The organism is Micromonospora sp. NPDC050187 (assembly GCF_044459745.1).
Classification (GTDB): domain Bacteria; phylum Actinomycetota; class Actinomycetes; order Mycobacteriales; family Micromonosporaceae; genus Micromonospora.
This window is the reverse complement of sequence record NZ_JBITJH010000022.1, coordinates 36307-52577: the sequence shown is the minus strand read 5'-3', so window position 1 is coordinate 52577 and position 16271 is coordinate 36307. Positions and strand designations below refer to the sequence as shown.

The following is a 16271-nucleotide window of genomic DNA, read 5'->3' as shown; positions in this document are numbered from 1 at the left end:
ACCGTCCGGGCATCCGTTGCCTCATCCGACCGACCGCAGTGCGGCCAGCTCCCGGGTCAGGTTCGCCCGCGCCGGGGCCTCCCACCGCGCGGCCGGCGCGGGGAGGCGGAACAGCGCCGGCAGGGCGAGCAGCCCGGCCAGCACCCGGGCGCGACCGGCCCGGAACGCCGGCTCGGGCACGTGCGCGTATTCCCGGCGGACGCGGGCGGCGTAGTCGTCGTACCGCTGCGGCTCGGACCCGAGGACGGCCAGGTCGGCGTCGCAGAGCAGAGCCCCGTCGCGGTCGTCGGCGGCGACCGCGTGCCCGGCGGTGAGCAGCACCAGCCGACAGATCTCGGTTACCGCCCCGGCGGGGATCCCCGACGTGGTGAGCAGGGTGCCGGCCAGCGCCGCGCTGTCCCGCTCGTTGGCGTCCCCGGTGGCGCGCGGGTCGTAGACCGCGTCGTGGCACCAGGCGGCGAGCCGCACCAGGTCGGGCCGGTCGGCGTGCCCGGCGTACGCGTCGACCACGTCCAGCACGGCGGTCAGGTGCGCGACGGTGTGGTAATGCCGGTGCGGCTCCCGCCAGCGGGTGAGCAGCGCCTCCCCGGCCCGGGTCAGCGCCTCCGTGTCCGGGGCCCCCGCCGCGCGGGCCGCCGCCCGCCACCGTCGCACCAGCGTCTCCACGGACGCAGTCTGCCCTACGCCGTCGCTTGGTGCCGGCCGCTGGTCGCTGCCGTCGGCGGCTCCCGGAGTCGGTTGCGGGGAGTGGTTGCCGGGATGGTGGACGAGCCACGGAGGCGGATGGCACCGCGAGTGACGGGTGAGCGTGCCGCCGCCGGGCGAGCGGTGGGGAAGGGAGGGCAGGATTCACCCGCCCCGGCGCGGGTAGTCCCGCCCATGGCCGTTGCCCGTAACCGTCGCCGTGCGCTGTGGCACCGTTCCGGGCGGCTGCGGGACGGACTGGTCGACGTCGACACCGCCCGGATCGCCGGGGCGATGGCCGAGTTGCGGCACCGGGGTCGGGCCACCCTGAGCGACCGGCTGCACCGGCTGCGCAGCGTGATGACGCTCGCGTTGCAGGCCGGGCTGGCGGCGGCGCTCGCCTGGCTGGCCGCGCACGAACTGCTCGGCAACCCGGAGCCGGTCTTCGCGCCGATCTCGGCGGTCGGCACCCTGGCCGCCTCGGTGGGGCAGCGGCTGCGCCGGACGGTCGAGCTGATCGTCGGGGTGGCCATCGGGGTGTTCATCGGTGACGTGCTCATCTACTTCCTCGGCACCGGGCCCTGGCAGCTCGCCCTCGTGGTGATCCTCGCCATCGTCATCTCGACCTTCCTCGGTGGCAGCGCTTCGGTGGTCATCCAGGCGGCGGCGACGGCCGTGCTGATCGCCACGCTCAGCCCGTCCACCGAGGACCTGGAGATCCCCCGGTTCGTGGACGCCTTCGTCGGTGGCGGCATCGCGCTGCTGGTGACGGCGGTGCTGCTCCCGCTCAACCCGCTCCGCGTGATCAACCGGGCCGCCCGTCCGGCCCTGGACCTGCTCGCCGACCAGCTCGACCGGGCGTCCCAGGGGATCCGGGACCGGGACCGGGACCTGTGCCAGCGGTCACTGGAACGGCTCCGGGCGAACCAGGAGGAGCTGACCGCGTTCACCGAGGCGATCGAGGGGGCGAAGGAGACCATCACCATCTCCCCGGCCCGCTGGCACCGGCGCGACGAGCTGCACCACTACGCCGAGGCCGCCGAGCCGATCGACCGGGCGATGCGCAACAGCGGCACGCTGATCCGGCGGGCGGTGACCATGATCGAGGACGGGGAACCGGTGCCCGACCCGCTGCCCGACGCGGTCGGTCACCTCGCCGAGTCGGTGCGGCTGCTCCGGCACGAGTTCGCCGTCGGGGCGGAACCGCAGGACAGCCGGGAGCGTTCCCTGCGCGCGGTCAGCGAGGCCGGCCGGGCGTACACACAGGGAGTCGGCTTCTCCGGCAGCGTGGTGGTGGCGCAGGTGCGTACCACCGCCAGCGATCTGATGGTCGCCTCCGGCCTGGAGCAGGAGGAGGCCAACCGGCTGGTCCGGGAAGCCTTCGGTGAGGAGGAGAGCCCCACCCCACCCGCCGAGCAGCACGACCCCGCCGAGCAGCACGCTCCGCCCCGGCACACCTCACCCCCGCCGCTGCCCTGACCACCCGCGCCGCCCGCACGCACGTCTCCGGGTCGTCCTCCGGCACGCCCTCCGACGCCCGCCTTCGGCGGTCGCGCATCACCCGTACCGAATGCGCCCGGCCGGTCCGGTGACGGGTGGCTACGCTGACCGCATGGCCGACACCCCGTCCGGCGGAGCCACCCCGGCTGCTCCGCCGCCGCCGAGCCCCGCCCTCTCCCCGTTGGGCGGGCCGCCCGGCGTGCCGCTGCCGTACCGTCGCCGGAGCTGGTGGCGGTACGTGGTGCTGGCCGGCGCGATCCTGCTCATCGCCGCCTGTGCGGTCTTCATGCTCTTCACGCTCGGCGAGAGCCTGGGGGCGGAGGCGCTGCTGATCGGCCTGGTCGCCGCGATCCTGCCGGTTCCGGTGCTGGTGACCTGTTTCCTCTGGCTCGACCGGTACGAGCCGGAGCCCCTGAAGTACCTGGTCTTCTGTTTCGCCTGGGGGGCGTTCGTCTCCACCGCGGCGTCGCTGACCGTCAACGGGTTCTTCGCCGACCGGTTCGCCGACTGGGGGCTGCCCGACTCGCTCACCGCCGTGTTCAGCGCCCCGTTCATCGAGGAGCTGACCAAGGCGCTCGGCCCGATCCTGCTGCTGCTGTTCCGGCGGCGGGAGTGGTCCGGCATCACCGACGGGATCGTCTACTGCGGGCTGTCGGCGGTCGGCTTCGCGATGGTGGAGAACATCCTCTACCTGGGCGGGCACAGCTACCGCACCGGCGTCGAGGAGTACGGTCCGGCCACCGGCGCGCAGATGGTCCTGCTGACCTTCATCGTCCGGATCCTGATCTTCGGGTTCGCCCACCCGCTGTTCACCTCGATGGTCGGGGTGGGGCTGGGCATCGCCGCGCGTACCGCCGACCGCCGGGTACGGGTGCTCGCCCCGCTCGCCGGGCTGCTGTTGGCGATGATGCTGCACGGCGCCTGGAACTTCCTGCCGTCGCTGTCCCTGGCCATCGGGCAGCCTTTGGTCGCCCTCTACGGCTACATCGGCGTGATGGTGCCGATCTTCTTCGGCATGGTCGGCCTGGCGGTCTGGCTGCGGGCCTGGGAGGGACGCCTGACCGAACGCATCCTGCCCGACTACGTCCGCGCCGGCTGGCTCACCCCGCCGGAGGTGGCCGCGCTGGGCAGCCTCGGCCGCCGGCACGCGGCCCGGAGTTGGGCCCGCCGGGTCGGGGGCGACCGGGCGGTGAAGGCGATGCGGGGCTACCAGTTCTCCGCCACCCGGCTGGCCCTGCTCCGGGACGGCATGCGACGGGGCCTGGACACCCGGCCGGCCGACTGGCAGCGGACCCTCGCCGAGGAGCGGCACCTGCTGGACACGATCAGCTCGTACCGGTCGTTCTTCGTGGGGCGTGATCCGTACGCCCCGGTCGGGATCTGGGACGGGCAGCGCTACCACCTGCGCTTCCCGGACGGCCAGCAGCGCCCGGTCGACCCGCCGGACGAGCCGGTGGTGCCGATCCCGGTGGTGCTCGCGCCGCCGCCCCCGCCGGCGCACGTCCCCGGTTCCCCCGCCTGGTACGGCCCGCCCCCACCCGCCGGCTGGCCGCCCCACCACTGACCTCCGACCCGGTCCGTGATCGACCTGGTCCGGGCTGGGATCAGGTCAGCAGGCTGGTCAGGAAGTCGCCCAGACCGGCGGCGATGGCCATCAGGCCGGCTCCGATGGCCTTGAACATCTCCGCCGCCCCCTGGGGCCGGAACGCCATGAAGTAGATCAGGAAGGCGACGCTTCCCCAGATCAGCAGCTTCTTCAGGAAAACCGGCATCGTCCCTCCCCAGGGCGTGGACGTGCCTGGCTTCCCGCCGTTCCCAGACGCAAACGGCACCGACCGGGCAACGGCCCGGTCGGTGGGGAGGGTGTCGGGCCGGAGGTCGGTACCGGCCGGGGAAGAACGCCGGGTTAGAGGTACAGGCCGGTGGAGTCGTTCTCGACGCGTTCGGCGGCGACGGCGTGCACGTCCCGCTCGCGGAGCAGGACGTAGCCCCGGCCGTGCAGTTCGACCTCGGACCGGTCGTCGGGGTCGAAGAGCACCCGGTCGCCGGAGACGATGGACCGGACGTTCGGGCCGACTCCCACCGCCGTCGCCCAGGCCAGACGCTTGCCCACGGCGGCGGTCGCCGGGATCACGATGCCGGCGGTGGACCGGCGCTCACCCTCGCTCCCCTCCAGCCGCACCAGCACACGGTCGTGCAGGAGACGGATCGGCAGCCCGGAGTCGAGATTCTGGTCAGCGGTCACGGGAGGAACGCTACCGTGTCCGGACGCGCCCTCCCGCTGGTGGTTACCGGGTGCGGCGCCGGGGCAAGGTGTGGCGGAACGTGCCTACCGTGGCGTCGTCGACGGTTCATGTTCGGTCGTTACGGTAGGACAACAGCTGGTCACCCCTGGAGGTGTGCGTGAGCCGCTTGGAACGGGTACGCGGACGGCTCCGCCGCGCGTACGAGTCGGGACGGGACGCGGTCCGGGCGGGCCGGGAACGCCACCGTGTCCGGACCGGCGCCGTCTCCGTGCGGTCAGGAGGACCGGAACCGGGGATCGCCTCGCCCGCCACCCCGGGGCCGGCCGCCCCGCCGTCGGCGACGGTGGTCGACGCGGAGAACACGGCCGCCCCGCACCCCTCCACCGCCAGCCGGGACGACGCGGACGTCCCGCACGCGCTGCGGATCGCCGCCGCCTGGTCGTGGCGGCTGCTGGTGGTCGGACTGGTCGGCTGGGCGCTGCTGAAGATCGTCGGCCAGATCCGCATCGTGATCATCCCGTTGGCCGTCGCGCTGCTGCTCTCGGCGCTGCTCGCCCCGGCCGTGGGCTGGCTGCTGCGGGCCCGGTTCCCCCGGTCGCTGGCCACGGCGGTGGTGCTGGTGGGCGGGGTGGCCGCGGTGGTCGGGACGCTGACCCTGGTGGTCAACGAGTTCATCAAGGGCGTCCCGGAGCTGAGCAAGAAGTCCTCCCAGGGGGTCCGGCAGATCCAGGACTGGCTGAAGACCGGCCCGTTGCACCTGAGCGACAACCAGCTCGACCGCTACATCAACGAGGGTCAGCAGTGGGTCAACGACAACACCAACCAGCTGACCAGTGGCGCGCTCTCCACCGCCGCGACCGTCGCCGAGGTGTTGACCGGCGCACTGCTGGTGCTGTTCGCGACCTTCTTCTTCCTGCGGGACGGTCGGACCATCTGGCGGTTCCTGGTCCGGCTGCTGCCGGTCGCGGCCCGCTGGAAGGTCGACGACGCCGGCCAGGCCTCCTGGGCGACCCTGGTCGCCTACGTCCGCGCCACCGTGCTGGTGGCCTTCATCGACGCGGTCGGCATCGGCGTCTTCCTGGTCGCCTTCGACATCCCGTTCGCCTTCCCGCTGGCGGCGCTGGTCTTCCTCGGCGCGTTCATCCCGATCGTCGGCGCGACCCTCTCCGGCACGGTCGCGGTGCTGGTCGCCCTGGTCGACAGTGGACTGGTCACCGCCCTGATCATCCTCGGGGTGGTGATCGGCGTGCAGCAGATCGAGGGGCACGTCCTCCAGCCGTTGATCATGGGCCGGGCGGTGGCCATCCACCCGCTCGCCGTGATCATCGGTATCGCCGCCGGGGTGGTGCTGGCCGGGATCACCGGTGCCCTGGTCTCGGTCCCGTTGATCGCGGTGCTGAACACCGCCGTGCGCCGGCTCGCCGCCCGGACCGTGCCGGACACCCCACCGGACGCGGTGGTGGTCGCCGCCAAGGCTCCGTAGCCACCACTGCTACCGACCCCGTCCGGTGACCGGGCACCGGCGGTCGTCGCTCAGGAGCGGCCGAGCCGTTCCAGGGCGCCCCGGGCGACCTCCGGCCGGGTCGTGTACCAGAACGGCGGCAGCGACCGGCGCAGGAACGGCCCGTACCCACGGGCCGTCTCCAACCGGGAGTCCAGCACGGCGACCACGCCCCGGTCGCCGGTGGAGCGGATCAACCGTCCGACCCCCTGGGCCAGCCGGATGGCGGCGATCGGCACGCTGACCGACGCGAAACCGGAACCGCCGCCGGCGTCCACCGCCGCCGCCCGGGCCGCCGCGAGCGGCTCGTCCGGACGCGGGAACGGCAGCCTGTCGATCACCACGAGCTGGCACGAGTCGCCCGGCACGTCCACCCCCTGCCAGAGCGACATCACCCCGAACAGGCAGCTCGACCTCTCCTCCTTGAACCGGCGCACCAGCAGCGGCAGGGACTCCTCGCCCTGGAGCAGGACCGGCAGGTCGGTCCGCGCCCGGAGCAGCTCCGCGGCCTGCTGCGCGGCCCGCCGTGACGAGAAGAGCCCGAGGGTACGCCCACCGAGCGCACCGACCAGCGCGAGCAGCTCCTCGCCGGCCGCCTCGGGCAGCCCGGAGACGCTGGGCCGGGGCAGGTGCGCGGCGACGTAGAGGATGCCCTGCCGGGCGTAGTCGAAGGGGGAGCCCACGTCGAGCGACCGCCAGCCCGGCCCCTCGGTCGCCGGCTCGGCGGCACCGGCCGGAGTTGACCCAGGGCGGTCGCGCGACGGGGCCACCGGCGGGGCGTCCGCCCGCGCCGACGCCGACCGGTCGGCCCGCCCGGTGGCGGTGGCCAGGGCGCTGGCCGCCGGTGACGGCGGGGTGGCCGGCGGGGCCTCCAGGCCGAGCGCACGGGCCACCGTGTCGAACCGGCCGCCCAGGGTCAGGGTGGCCGAGGTGGCGACGACGGTGCGTTCCTCGTACAGGTGGGTGGCGAGGGTGCCGGCGACCGACAGCGGCGCGACCACCAGGGCCCGCCGGTTGCCGTTGTCCGGCTTCTCCACCCAGGCCACGTCGTGGTCGGACTCCTCCAGCAGCCGCTGGGCGGTGGTGCAGAGTTCGTCCAGCACCGCCTTGGCCTGCTGCTTGCGGACCGGGTCCGGGTCGTCGGCCTTGACCTCGCCGATCGCGTCCAGGGCGGTCCGGGTGGCCGCGTCCAGCAGGGTGCACGCCTCGCGCAGCGGCCCCGGCAGCCCGCTGGTGATCCGCCCGGCGGGTGCCTCGGTCAGCGCGACGGCCAGCGCGTCGCCGGCCTCGCCGAGCGCCTCGGCGGCCTCCGGCTTGAGCAGCGGCCGGGCCCGCTTGGCGGACCGGTCGATCAGCTCGGGCACCAGCTCGGCCTGGGCGGCCGAGGAGACCCGGTCGGCCAGTTCGTGGGCCTCGTCGACGATCAGCAGCTTGTGCGGCGGCACGATGTGCCGGCCGGCCAGCATGTCCACCGCGAGCAGGCTGTGGTTGGTGACCACGATGTCCGCCTCCCGGGCCCGTGCCCGCGAGGCCTCGGCGAAGCACTCCGCCCCGAACCCGCAGCGGGACGCGCCGACGCACTCCCGGGCCGGCATCGAGGCCAGTCGCCACGCCTGGTCGTCCACGCCCGGGTCGAGTTCGTCGCGGTCGCCGGTGTCGGTCTCCATCGCCCAGTCCCGCAGGCGCTGGACCTGCTTGCCGAGCCGGCCCGCCTCCCCGAGCCACCGGGTGCCCCCGCCGGAGCCCGCCGGGGCGTCGAAGAGGGTGTCCACCGGCTCGTCCTCAGTGGAGCTGTCCAGCCGGGCCAGGCAGAGGTAGTGGTGCCGTCCCTTGAGGACGGCGAAGGTCGGCTCGCGGCCGAGCAGCGGCTTGACCGCCTTGGCGAGCCGGGGCAGGTCGTGCTCGACGAGCTGGGCCTGGAGGGCGAGGGTGGCGGTGGAGACCACCACCGGCCCGTCCACGGTCAGCGCCGGGGCGAGGTAGCCCAGGGACTTGCCGGTGCCGGTGCCGGCCTGCACCAGCAGGTGTTCCCGGGTGGCGACGCACTCCTCGATCGCGGTGACCATCTGCTGCTGTCCGGGTCGGGCCGACCCGCCGGGCACCGCGCCCACGGCCGCTTCGAGCAGCTCCGCGCCGCTCGGCCGGGCTCCCCGGCGCCGGGTGCGGGAACTGGCGGAACTGGTGGCGGCGCGCGGCGGAGTCACCGTGCGACCGTACCCGTACCCGACGACACCGTTCGCGCCGATGACGTCGTGGCGGAGGTCACCGTCCGGAATCGGTCAGTGTCGGGCGGTTCTCGCCGTGGCGCGCCCCTTGGGGGGTACGGGATAGGCTGCGAGGCATGCCGAGCGACGTGGTGCGTGTGATCTACCGGAAGTACGACGGCAGCGACCACCGCGACTACCGGGCCCGGCGGCTCGCCGAGGACGACCTGGGCGTCTGGCTCGGCGTCACCGCCGGCACCGAGTCGATCTACCACGGTCGTCCCTCGGTGGAGCAGATCCCCTTCGTCCTGCTGGTGCCGCACCACGGCTGGTGGACGGGGATGTTCAACCCGCCGCCGCGCACCAGCGAGGTCTACTGCGACATCGCCAGTCCGGCCCGCTGGGAGGGCACCGACACCGTCCACCTGGTCGACCTCGACCTGGACGTGGTCCGGCGGCGGGCCACCGGAGCGGTCGAGCTGCGCGACGAGGACGAGTTCGCCGAGCACCGGGTCCGGTTCGGCTACCCGGAGGACCTGGTGATGGAGGCGGAGGCCGCCGCGCGTTGGCTGATGGGGGCGTTGGGCGACGGCACCGAGCCGTTCGCCACGTCGTACCGCAAGTGGCTGGCTCTCGTGGTCTGAGCCCTCACAGCGGAGGCAGCGCGGTCAGCTTATCCGGGTTGAGCTGGTTGAACACCCCGGTGATCCGGCCGTCGTGCACGGCGAACGAGAGCACCACCCGGATCGTTCGGCCGTCCCGGTGGGGGGCCTCGCCGTACAGGCCGACGGTGCCGTCGACCAGCACCCACCGGAACCGGCCCCGGCCCGCGTACCGGCCGTCGGGGCCGAACACGCCGAGCACGAAGCGGGCCACCGCGTCCGCGCCGAGGACCGGCCGCCGGGCCGCCGGGAAGTGCCCGCCGCCGTCGCCGACCAGCACCACGTCGGGCGCGAGCACCCGCAGCAGTTCGGCCAGGTCACCGGACTCGCTGGCGGCGAGGAACGCCTCGACCAGCCGGCGCTGTTCGGCCCGGTCGGCCCGGTGCCGGGGTACGCCGTCGGCGTCGACCGCCCGCCGGGCCCGGAAGGCGAGCTGCCGGGCGGCGGCCGGGGTGGTCCCGAGTACCTCCGCGACCGCGTCGAACGGGACGGCGAAGATGTCGTGCAGCACCAGCGCCACGCGCTGCTCCGGGGTGAGCCGCTCCAGGACCACGAGCAGCGCGGTGCCGACCTGGTCGGCGCGGCTGACCCGCTCGGCCGGGTCGGGGGCGAAACCGTCCGGCAGCGGGGTCACCACCGGCTCGGGCAGCCACTGCCCCGGGTAGCTCTCCCGCCGGTGCCGGGCCGAGCGGAGCACGTCCAGGCAGATCCGGGCGCAGACCGTGGTCAGCCAGGCGGGCAGCTCGTGGACCTGTGCGCGGGCGGTCGGATCGGTGAGCGCGGCGGCGCACCGCAGCCAGGTCTCCTGGACGGCGTCCTCGGCCTCGGCGCGGCTGCCGAGCATCCGGTGCGCCAGCGCCGTCAGGTGGGCCCGCTCCGCCTCGAACTCGGTCGCCAGGTCCACGCCGCCTCCTCGTCCCCGCCTGCTCCAACCCTGCCGTACCGGTGGGGGCGGGACCGTGCCGGGGTCGGCGCTCGACGGGCGGGCGGCGGCGGCCTGGGTGATGATCGCAGGATGAGCGCACCCGAAGTGTCCGACATCGTCCCTCCGGTCGGCGGCGGGATCCGGCAGCGGCTGCGGGTGGCGCCGGCCGCCACCCCGGTCGACCTCGCCGCGATCGACCCGCGCGCCACCCCCGGCCTGCCCGGCCCCACGGTGACCGGCCCGGACCGCAAGTCGTGGTGCCGGGCGCAGGTGCGGCTGGCCGGCGCGGAGCTGGCCCGGCAGCAGGAGATGCTCTTCGCCTCGGTCAAGGTCGACCCGGCCGACGATCGGCGGGTGCTGCTGGTGCTCCAGGCGATGGACTGCGGCGGCAAGGACGGCACGGTGAAGCGGGTGGCCGGCGCGATGAACCCGCTCGGGCTGCGGATCACCTCCTTCGGGCCGCCGACCGACGAGGAGCTGAAGCACCGCTTCCTGTGGCGGATCCGCCGGGCCCTGCCGCCCGCCGGCCACGTCGGGATCTTCAACCGGTCCCACTACGAGGACGTGCTGATCGGCCGGGTCGAGGCGCTGGCCCCGGAGGAGATCGTGCGGCAGCGCTACGACGAGATCAACGCCTTCGAGCAGGAACTGGCCGCCGAGGGGGTCAGCCTGGTCAAGGTGATGCTGCACATCTCCCGGGACGAGCAGCGCGAGCGCCTGCTGGAGCGGCTGACCGACCTGCGCAAGCACTGGAAGTACGACCCCTCCGACGTCGACGCCCGCGCCCGCTGGGACGACTACCAGGCCGCGTACGCCGAGGCGTTGTCCCGCTGCGCGACCGACGTCGCCCCCTGGTACGTCGTTCCGGCGGACCGGAAGTGGTACCGCGACTGGGCCGTGGCGCACCTGCTGCGTGAGACGTTCGCCACGCTCGACCTGGGGTATCCGCCGCCGACCGTCGATCTCGCGCGGGAACGGCGGCGACTGCTGTCCGGGTGGGCGGGTCAAGGTGAACAGCGGGTGAACGGTGCATGAATGACGTCCGACCGGGGGTGGGCCGGCATTTTCCGGCTCCTGAACCTTCCCTAGCATGCGCTGGGCAGTGCCTCTCCCCGGGCGGCCGTCACCCTTCCATCGACACGACGAGGTCCGTGCTGTGAAGTTTTCCTTCCGCCCCTCCGAGGGCGCTTTCTACGAGCTCTTCACCAGGGCCGCGCAGAATCTGGTGAAGGGCACGGAGCTGCTCAACGAGCTGGCCCTGCCGGGCGTCGACGTCCAGTCGGTCAGCGAGCGCCTGACCGAGGTGGAGCACGACAGCGACCAGATCACCCACGAGTTGTACAAGAAGATCAACTCCACCTTCATCACGCCCTTCGACCGCGAGGACATCTACCGCCTCGGGTCGCTGCTCGACGACGTGATGGACCACCTGGAGGCGGTCGGCAACCTGCTCTACCTCTACGGCCTCACCAAGCTGCCGTCGCTGCCGCGCGAGATGCACGAGCTGGTCAACGTCCTGGACGCGCAGGCGAAGCTGACCGCCGACGCGATGCCGCGGCTGAAGTCGATGAAGGACCTCGAGGACTACTGGATCGAGTGCAACCGGCTGGAGAACGAGGGTGACCAGGCGTACCGCATGCTGCTGGTCCGCCTCTTCTCCGGCGAGTACGACGCGTTGACCGTGCTGAAGATGAAGGAGGTCGCCGACGAGCTGGAAGCCGCCTGCGACGCCTTCGAGCACGTGGCCAACACCGTCGAGACCATCGCGGTCAAGGAGTCCTGATCCCGTGAGTCCCGAACTCATCGCCGTGCTGGCGGTGATCGGGGTGGCCCTGGTGTTCGACTACACCAACGGCTTCCACGACGCCGCCAACGCGATCGCGACCAGCATCTCCACCCGGGCGCTGACACCCCGGGTCGCCCTGGCCATGGCTGCGGTCGGCAACTTCATCGGCGCGCACTTCGGCGCCGAGGTGGCCAAGACCGTCGGCAGTGGCCTGGTCAAGCTGCCCACCGGTACGGCCAGCCTCGGCATCGTCTTCGCCGGGGTGATCGGCGCGATCACCTGGAACCTGATCACCTGGTACTTCGGCCTGCCGTCGTCCTCCTCGCACGCGCTCATCGGTGGCCTGGTCGGCTCGACGCTGGCCGCCTCGGGCACCGTGCTCTGGAGCGGCATCGGCGAGGACGTGGTCATTCCGATGGTGCTCTCGCCGATGGTCGGCTTCGTCCTCGGCTACATCGTGATGATCGCGGTGCAGTGGATCTTCCGGAAGGGGCACCCGGGCAAGCTGAACCGGGGCTTCCGCTGGGCGCAGACCGCCTCGGCCGCCGCCATGTCGGTCGGCCACGGCATGCAGGACGCTGCCAAGACCATCGGCATCGTGGTGCTCGCCCTCTACGTCGGCGGCTACCAGGACGACCCGGGCTTCATCCCGGAGTGGGCGTTCTGGACGTCTGCGGCGGTGCTCGCGGCCGGCACGTACGCCGGTGGCTGGCGGATCATCCGTACCCTCGGGCGGAAGATCATCGACCTGAAGCCGCCGGAGGGCTTCGCCGCCGAGACCGTCGCCAGCGGCGTGCTCTACTTCAACGCCCTGGTGCTCGGCGCCCCGATCTCGACGACCCACACGATCACCTCGGCGATCATGGGCGTCGGCGCGACCAAGCGGCTCTCCGCCGTCCGCTGGGGCGTGGCCGGCAACATCATCGGCGCGTGGATCCTCACGTTCCCGGCCGCCGGCAGCATCGGCGCGATCATGTACTTCCTGGTCCGGCCCCTCTTCAGCTGAACCGCCCGCCGGGGTTCCGCCCGGCACGGCTTGAGTGGTGGTTGCAGGGGTTTGAGTGGTTGCAGGGGTCCCTTCCTATCGCTTTTTGATGAGGAGGGGACCCCTGCAACCACCTGACAGGGCAACCACTTCACGCGGCTACCGCCGAGTCGGATACTCCACGCCGATCTGGGCACGGACGTCGTCCAGCAGGCCCATCACCTCCAGCGTGGTCGCGTGCGGCACCAGCGGACTCTCCAACAGCCCCTCGGCCAGGCAGCGCTGCACCTCGATCGCTTCGTACTGATAGCCGTTGCCGACCAGCTCGGATTGGATCGTCTCCGGCTCGTGACCGCCCCGGTGCAGGGTCAGCGAGTCGGGGCGGAAGAACAGCGAGGGCAGATCGATCCGGCCGGTGGTGCCGACGATCGAGGCGGTCACCGGGCTCGCCCCGACCAGACCGCAGCTCAGCGTGGCGACCGCCCCGGAGTCGTACCCGAGGACGATGCCGGTGTTCTCGTCCACGCCCTCCGGACTGATCTTCGCCCAGGCCCGGAGGTGGTCGGGCTTCCCGAGCAGCAGATGCGCCAGGCTGACCGGGTAGATGCCCACGTCCAGCAGGGCGCCGCCGCCGAGCGCCAGGGCGCGCAGCCGGCTCTCCGGCGGGAACGGCCCGGCCATGCTGAAGTCCGCCCGGACCGACGTGACCGTGCCGATCGCCCCCTCGGCGACCAGCTCCACCATCCGCAGGATCAGCGGGTTGCACCGCATCCACATGGCCTCCATCAGGAAGACGCCACGGGAGCGCGCGCTCTCGACCAGCTCGGTGCTGTCCGCCAGGTCGAGCGTGAACGGCTTCTCCACCAGCACCGCCCGGCCGGCGTCCAGGCAGGTCATGGTGGCCTCGTGGTGGGCGGAGTGCGGCGTGGCGACGTACACCACGTCCAGGTCGGGATCGGCGGCCAACTCCGCCCAGGAGCCGTACGCCCGCGCGACGCCGTGCTTCGCGGCGAACAGCTCGGCGCTCTCGGCGGTGCGCGAGCCGACGGCGACCAGCTCGGCGTCCGGCACCAGGGTCAGGTCCTCGGCGAAGCGGGCGGCGATGTTTCCGGTGGCCAGGATGCCCCAACGTGTCATGCGACCGGACGCTAGCGCAGTTCCGGCCCGAGCAGCACGCTTGATCCACCCGCCGGGAAGCCCGCCGGCCGTCCGGCTGCCGCCGGGCTTTGGGTGGTTGCAGGGGTCCCCTGCTACCGCTTTTTGATGAGGAGGGGTCCCCTGCTACCACCCAACCCCGCAGTGCCGCCGACCGCCGGGCAGGGCGCGACGGGGTACGGCGGAGGGAACTAGGCTCGGCGCATGACGATCGACAGCGGCAGCTTTCCCGCTCCGGCCGCGCTGGTGGAGCACGCCCGCCGGTTCCGCGCCGAGGGCGGCACCCCGGCGGTGCCCCGGGTCGCGGCCACCGTGCTGCTGCTGCGTCCGGCCGCCGACGGCTTCCAGGTGTACGTGATCCGCCGGGTCGCCGCGATGGCCTTCGGCGGCGTGTACGCCTTCCCCGGTGGCGGCGTCGACCCGTCGGACGCGCAGGCACACCCGGGCTGGGCGGGCCCCGGCCCGGACGAGTGGGGCGGGCGGCTGGGAGTCGCGTCCGAGGCGGCCCGCTCGGTGGTGTGTGCCGCCGCCCGTGAGGTCTTCGAGGAGGCGGGCGTGCTGCTCGCCGGCCCGGACCCGGCGACCGTGGTCGGCGACGTCAGCGGCGACGACTGGGAGGCCGCCCGGGTCGACCTGGAGAAGCGGCGTACGCACTTCGCCGAGTTCCTGACCGGTCGGGGGCTGACCCTCCGGTCGGACCTGCTGCTGCCGTGGAGCCGGTGGATCACGCCGGAGTTCGAGCCGCGCCGCTTCGACACGTACTTCTTCGTGGCTCTGCTGCCGGAGGGGCAGCGGACGCGCGACGTCTCCGGCGAGGCGGACCACACCATGTGGGTACGCCCGGCGGACGCGCTGCGCCGCGCGGCGGCCGGTGAGCTGACCATGCTGCCGCCGACGCTGCTCACGCTGGAGCAGGTGGCGGCGGCCGGCGACCTGGCCGACGTAGCCCGGCTCTCGGCGGGCCGGGACGCCGCCACGCCGATCACGCCCCGCCTGGCCGACCTGGACGGCGACGCCCCCTACTTCACCCTGGACTGAGCCGGTTTGCTGAGGGTGCCAGTTTGTCCTCGAATACATCGAGAGGTTCGGTCAAGGATTGTGCGCGGCGAGGGCCGTAAGGAGGAGATACCGAGGGTAGCCTTCAGGGGGTGTAGAGGGCGCCGCCCGGGCCGGTAATCCTGACGGAGCCCTCTGGTGGCCTCACCGGTGATTTAGGTGAGGCCACAACCCGTAACAGCGGTGATCAACGCTGTTACAGCCGATAAGAACGCCGTCAGCGCTGGTAGCGCTCGCAGCCACCTCTCGACTCGCAGATCGCGCTTCGCTGTGGTGGTACGGGCCCTGCATCGTTGACTCCGACCCACGGGCTCTATCTCCTCTCCTCGAGCCACGTGTCCTCGAAGGCGAACCTGCTGTCCGTGAGCCGGCGCGTTCGTTGGCCAGGAGAGAGTAGCAGCTTGTGAAAACTTTCACAAGCTGTGATCTTGGGGATTGCCGCTGGTTTGGCGCGACCCTCGGCGGCGACTCAGCCTACCTCAGGTCCTATGTGCACTGTGCTGGCCGCAGACAACTGCTATGACCGTTGCCTGGATTTGCTGTGTCCTGGAGGTTCGTGATTCTCGGCGTGCGTGGAATTCGAAACGCTGCCAGGGTGAGCCGAGCAACTCCGCGATCTTGCCGGTTGTCACAACTGTAATGGCTGGTGTGGCCTGTGGTCACCCCTCTTCGTCGGCGTGGTCATCCAGCTTCCAGGGCTGGTGTTCTGCTATCCAGCGCTCCACGTCCTCCGCCAGCCAGATGGCTCCGCCGGCCAGCCGCTCGTAGGGCTCGGGGAAGTCGGGCCGTGCGACCAGCTGGAGCACGCGCGTGCGCGACACGCCCAGCCGCTCTCGAAGCTCCTGTGCGCCGTACAGCCTCTTCTTCCTGGCCCCCATGGACCGGACGCTAGGCGGTCTGGTCAGGGCTGATACGTCAGTTATCCAATATGTCAGTTCACAGACTTGCCAGCTGCCACATGTGTCAGTGATGATGGTGTGGCAGGTCCCTTGAGCAGCACTCTCCGCTGTCGTACCGCCCCTTCCCCCTGTGCGGTACGGCGTTGCGGGTCCGTCCCCGGGAGCCCGACCCGGGGGCGGACCCGCCCTCTCCTCGTGGCACATGTCGAAAGGCGGGTTCCCGTGAGACATCTCGTCGAGCGGCTGTTCGGCAGCCGTACCGCTCGGCATCGGCGGGCCGACGGAGCGCCGTACCGGTCCCGGTACTGCGTGCCGCTGCTGCCGGCGCAGGTACGCGACCGCCGGTTCCGGCGTACCCGGCTCGGTCGGCGTGGGCTGGACCCGGAGGACGTGCAGCGCTTCCTCGACCGGGTCGCCCTCGAACTGGCCGACGCCCAGGAGGCGGCCGAACGGGCCCGCCGCGAAACCCACCGGATCAAGGACGCCCTGCGGCGCTGGCAGTCCGAGCAGGCCCGGAGCCGCGACCGCTACGCCCTGCACCGGTGAACGACGACGGCCGGGCGGGACGCGGTCCGTCCAACGGGTTCGTCGTGGCCTCGGCGATCCTGCTCGCCGACCGGCATCGGCCGGTGTGGTCGTGGCGCAGGTGGCGGCGGGTGTGTCGGTGT

General features: G+C 72.5%; 16 protein-coding genes. 9 read left to right on the top strand and 7 right to left on the bottom strand.

Annotated features, from left to right (window positions below; genetic code table 11):
• Positions 1 to 21 precede the first annotated feature (21 nt).
• Positions 22 to 666 carry a metal-dependent phosphohydrolase gene (locus tag ACIBJE_RS26400; protein ID WP_396752804.1) on the bottom strand — a complete coding sequence of 215 codons (645 nt, stop codon included), beginning with the start codon at positions 664 to 666 and terminating at the stop codon, positions 22 to 24.
• A 312-nt stretch (positions 667 to 978) separates the two neighbouring features.
• Here ACIBJE_RS26400 and ACIBJE_RS26395 point away from each other — a divergent pair, with 312 nt between their 5' ends.
• Positions 979 to 2163 (top strand): aromatic acid exporter family protein, encoded by a 1185-nt coding sequence (locus ACIBJE_RS26395; RefSeq protein WP_396752916.1) that lies wholly within the window; start codon positions 979 to 981, stop codon positions 2161 to 2163.
• Positions 2164 to 2254: 91 nt separating this feature from the next.
• The gene (locus ACIBJE_RS26390) at positions 2255 to 3748 is read left to right on the top strand and encodes a PrsW family intramembrane metalloprotease (protein WP_396752802.1); all 1494 of its coding nucleotides are present in this window, start codon (positions 2255 to 2257) and stop codon (positions 3746 to 3748) included.
• 40 nt (positions 3749 to 3788) lie between these two features.
• Here ACIBJE_RS26390 and ACIBJE_RS26385 read toward each other — a convergent pair whose 3' ends face one another.
• On the bottom strand, positions 3789 to 3956 hold the full coding sequence (locus tag ACIBJE_RS26385; RefSeq protein ID WP_396752800.1) for a hypothetical protein: 168 nt from the start codon (positions 3954 to 3956) through the stop codon (positions 3789 to 3791).
• A gap of 134 nt (positions 3957 to 4090) precedes the next feature.
• Positions 4091 to 4429, bottom strand: a complete 339-nt coding sequence (locus ACIBJE_RS26380) for a co-chaperone GroES (RefSeq protein ID WP_088981859.1) — start codon at positions 4427 to 4429, stop codon at positions 4091 to 4093.
• 146 nt (positions 4430 to 4575) lie between these two features.
• Here ACIBJE_RS26380 and ACIBJE_RS26375 point away from each other — a divergent pair, with 146 nt between their 5' ends.
• The gene (locus ACIBJE_RS26375; RefSeq protein WP_396752914.1) at positions 4576 to 5913 is read left to right on the top strand and encodes an AI-2E family transporter; all 1338 of its coding nucleotides are present in this window, start codon (positions 4576 to 4578) and stop codon (positions 5911 to 5913) included.
• 50 nt (positions 5914 to 5963) lie between these two features.
• Here the strand turns inward: ACIBJE_RS26375 and ACIBJE_RS26370 are convergent, their stop codons facing one another.
• The gene (locus ACIBJE_RS26370) at positions 5964 to 8207 is read right to left on the bottom strand and encodes an ATP-dependent DNA helicase (RefSeq protein ID WP_396752912.1); all 2244 of its coding nucleotides are present in this window, start codon (positions 8205 to 8207) and stop codon (positions 5964 to 5966) included.
• Positions 8208 to 8272: 65 nt separating this feature from the next.
• Between ACIBJE_RS26370 and ACIBJE_RS26365 the strand changes: the two genes are divergently transcribed.
• Positions 8273 to 8779 carry a DUF402 domain-containing protein gene (locus ACIBJE_RS26365; protein WP_396752798.1) on the top strand — a complete coding sequence of 169 codons (507 nt, stop codon included), beginning with the start codon at positions 8273 to 8275 and terminating at the stop codon, positions 8777 to 8779.
• 4 nt (positions 8780 to 8783) lie between these two features.
• Here ACIBJE_RS26365 and sigJ read toward each other — a convergent pair whose 3' ends face one another.
• Complete coding sequence (gene sigJ, locus ACIBJE_RS26360) at positions 8784 to 9701, bottom strand: RNA polymerase sigma factor SigJ (protein ID WP_396752796.1); 918 nt, start codon at positions 9699 to 9701, stop codon at positions 8784 to 8786.
• A 111-nt stretch (positions 9702 to 9812) separates the two neighbouring features.
• Between sigJ and ACIBJE_RS26355 the strand changes: the two genes are divergently transcribed.
• From ACIBJE_RS26355 to ACIBJE_RS26345, 3 genes are all read left to right on the top strand, one after another.
• On the top strand, positions 9813 to 10757 hold the full coding sequence (locus ACIBJE_RS26355; RefSeq protein ID WP_396752794.1) for a PPK2 family polyphosphate kinase: 945 nt from the start codon (positions 9813 to 9815) through the stop codon (positions 10755 to 10757).
• A 121-nt stretch (positions 10758 to 10878) separates the two neighbouring features.
• Entirely contained in the window at positions 10879 to 11505 is a 627-nt protein-coding gene (locus ACIBJE_RS26350) for a DUF47 family protein (RefSeq protein WP_357139411.1), read from the top strand.
• A 4-nt stretch (positions 11506 to 11509) separates the two neighbouring features.
• On the top strand, positions 11510 to 12514 hold the full coding sequence (locus tag ACIBJE_RS26345; RefSeq protein WP_396752791.1) for an anion permease: 1005 nt from the start codon (positions 11510 to 11512) through the stop codon (positions 12512 to 12514).
• Between the two features lie 138 nt (positions 12515 to 12652).
• Here the strand turns inward: ACIBJE_RS26345 and ACIBJE_RS26340 are convergent, their stop codons facing one another.
• Complete coding sequence (locus ACIBJE_RS26340; RefSeq protein WP_396752789.1) at positions 12653 to 13630, bottom strand: Gfo/Idh/MocA family protein; 978 nt, start codon at positions 13628 to 13630, stop codon at positions 12653 to 12655.
• 222 nt (positions 13631 to 13852) lie between these two features.
• On the opposite strand from ACIBJE_RS26340, the gene ACIBJE_RS26335 reads away from it, so the two are divergent.
• On the top strand, positions 13853 to 14686 hold the full coding sequence (locus tag ACIBJE_RS26335; RefSeq protein WP_396752787.1) for an NUDIX hydrolase: 834 nt from the start codon (positions 13853 to 13855) through the stop codon (positions 14684 to 14686).
• A gap of 677 nt (positions 14687 to 15363) precedes the next feature.
• Here the strand turns inward: ACIBJE_RS26335 and ACIBJE_RS26330 are convergent.
• Positions 15364 to 15582: a helix-turn-helix transcriptional regulator gene (locus ACIBJE_RS26330; protein ID WP_396752785.1), complete on the bottom strand. Its 219-nt coding sequence runs from the start codon at positions 15580 to 15582 to the stop codon at positions 15364 to 15366.
• A 243-nt stretch (positions 15583 to 15825) separates the two neighbouring features.
• Here ACIBJE_RS26330 and ACIBJE_RS26325 point away from each other — a divergent pair, with 243 nt between their 5' ends.
• Entirely contained in the window at positions 15826 to 16149 is a 324-nt protein-coding gene (locus ACIBJE_RS26325) for a DivIVA domain-containing protein (protein WP_396752783.1), read from the top strand.
• Positions 16150 to 16271 lie beyond the last annotated feature (122 nt).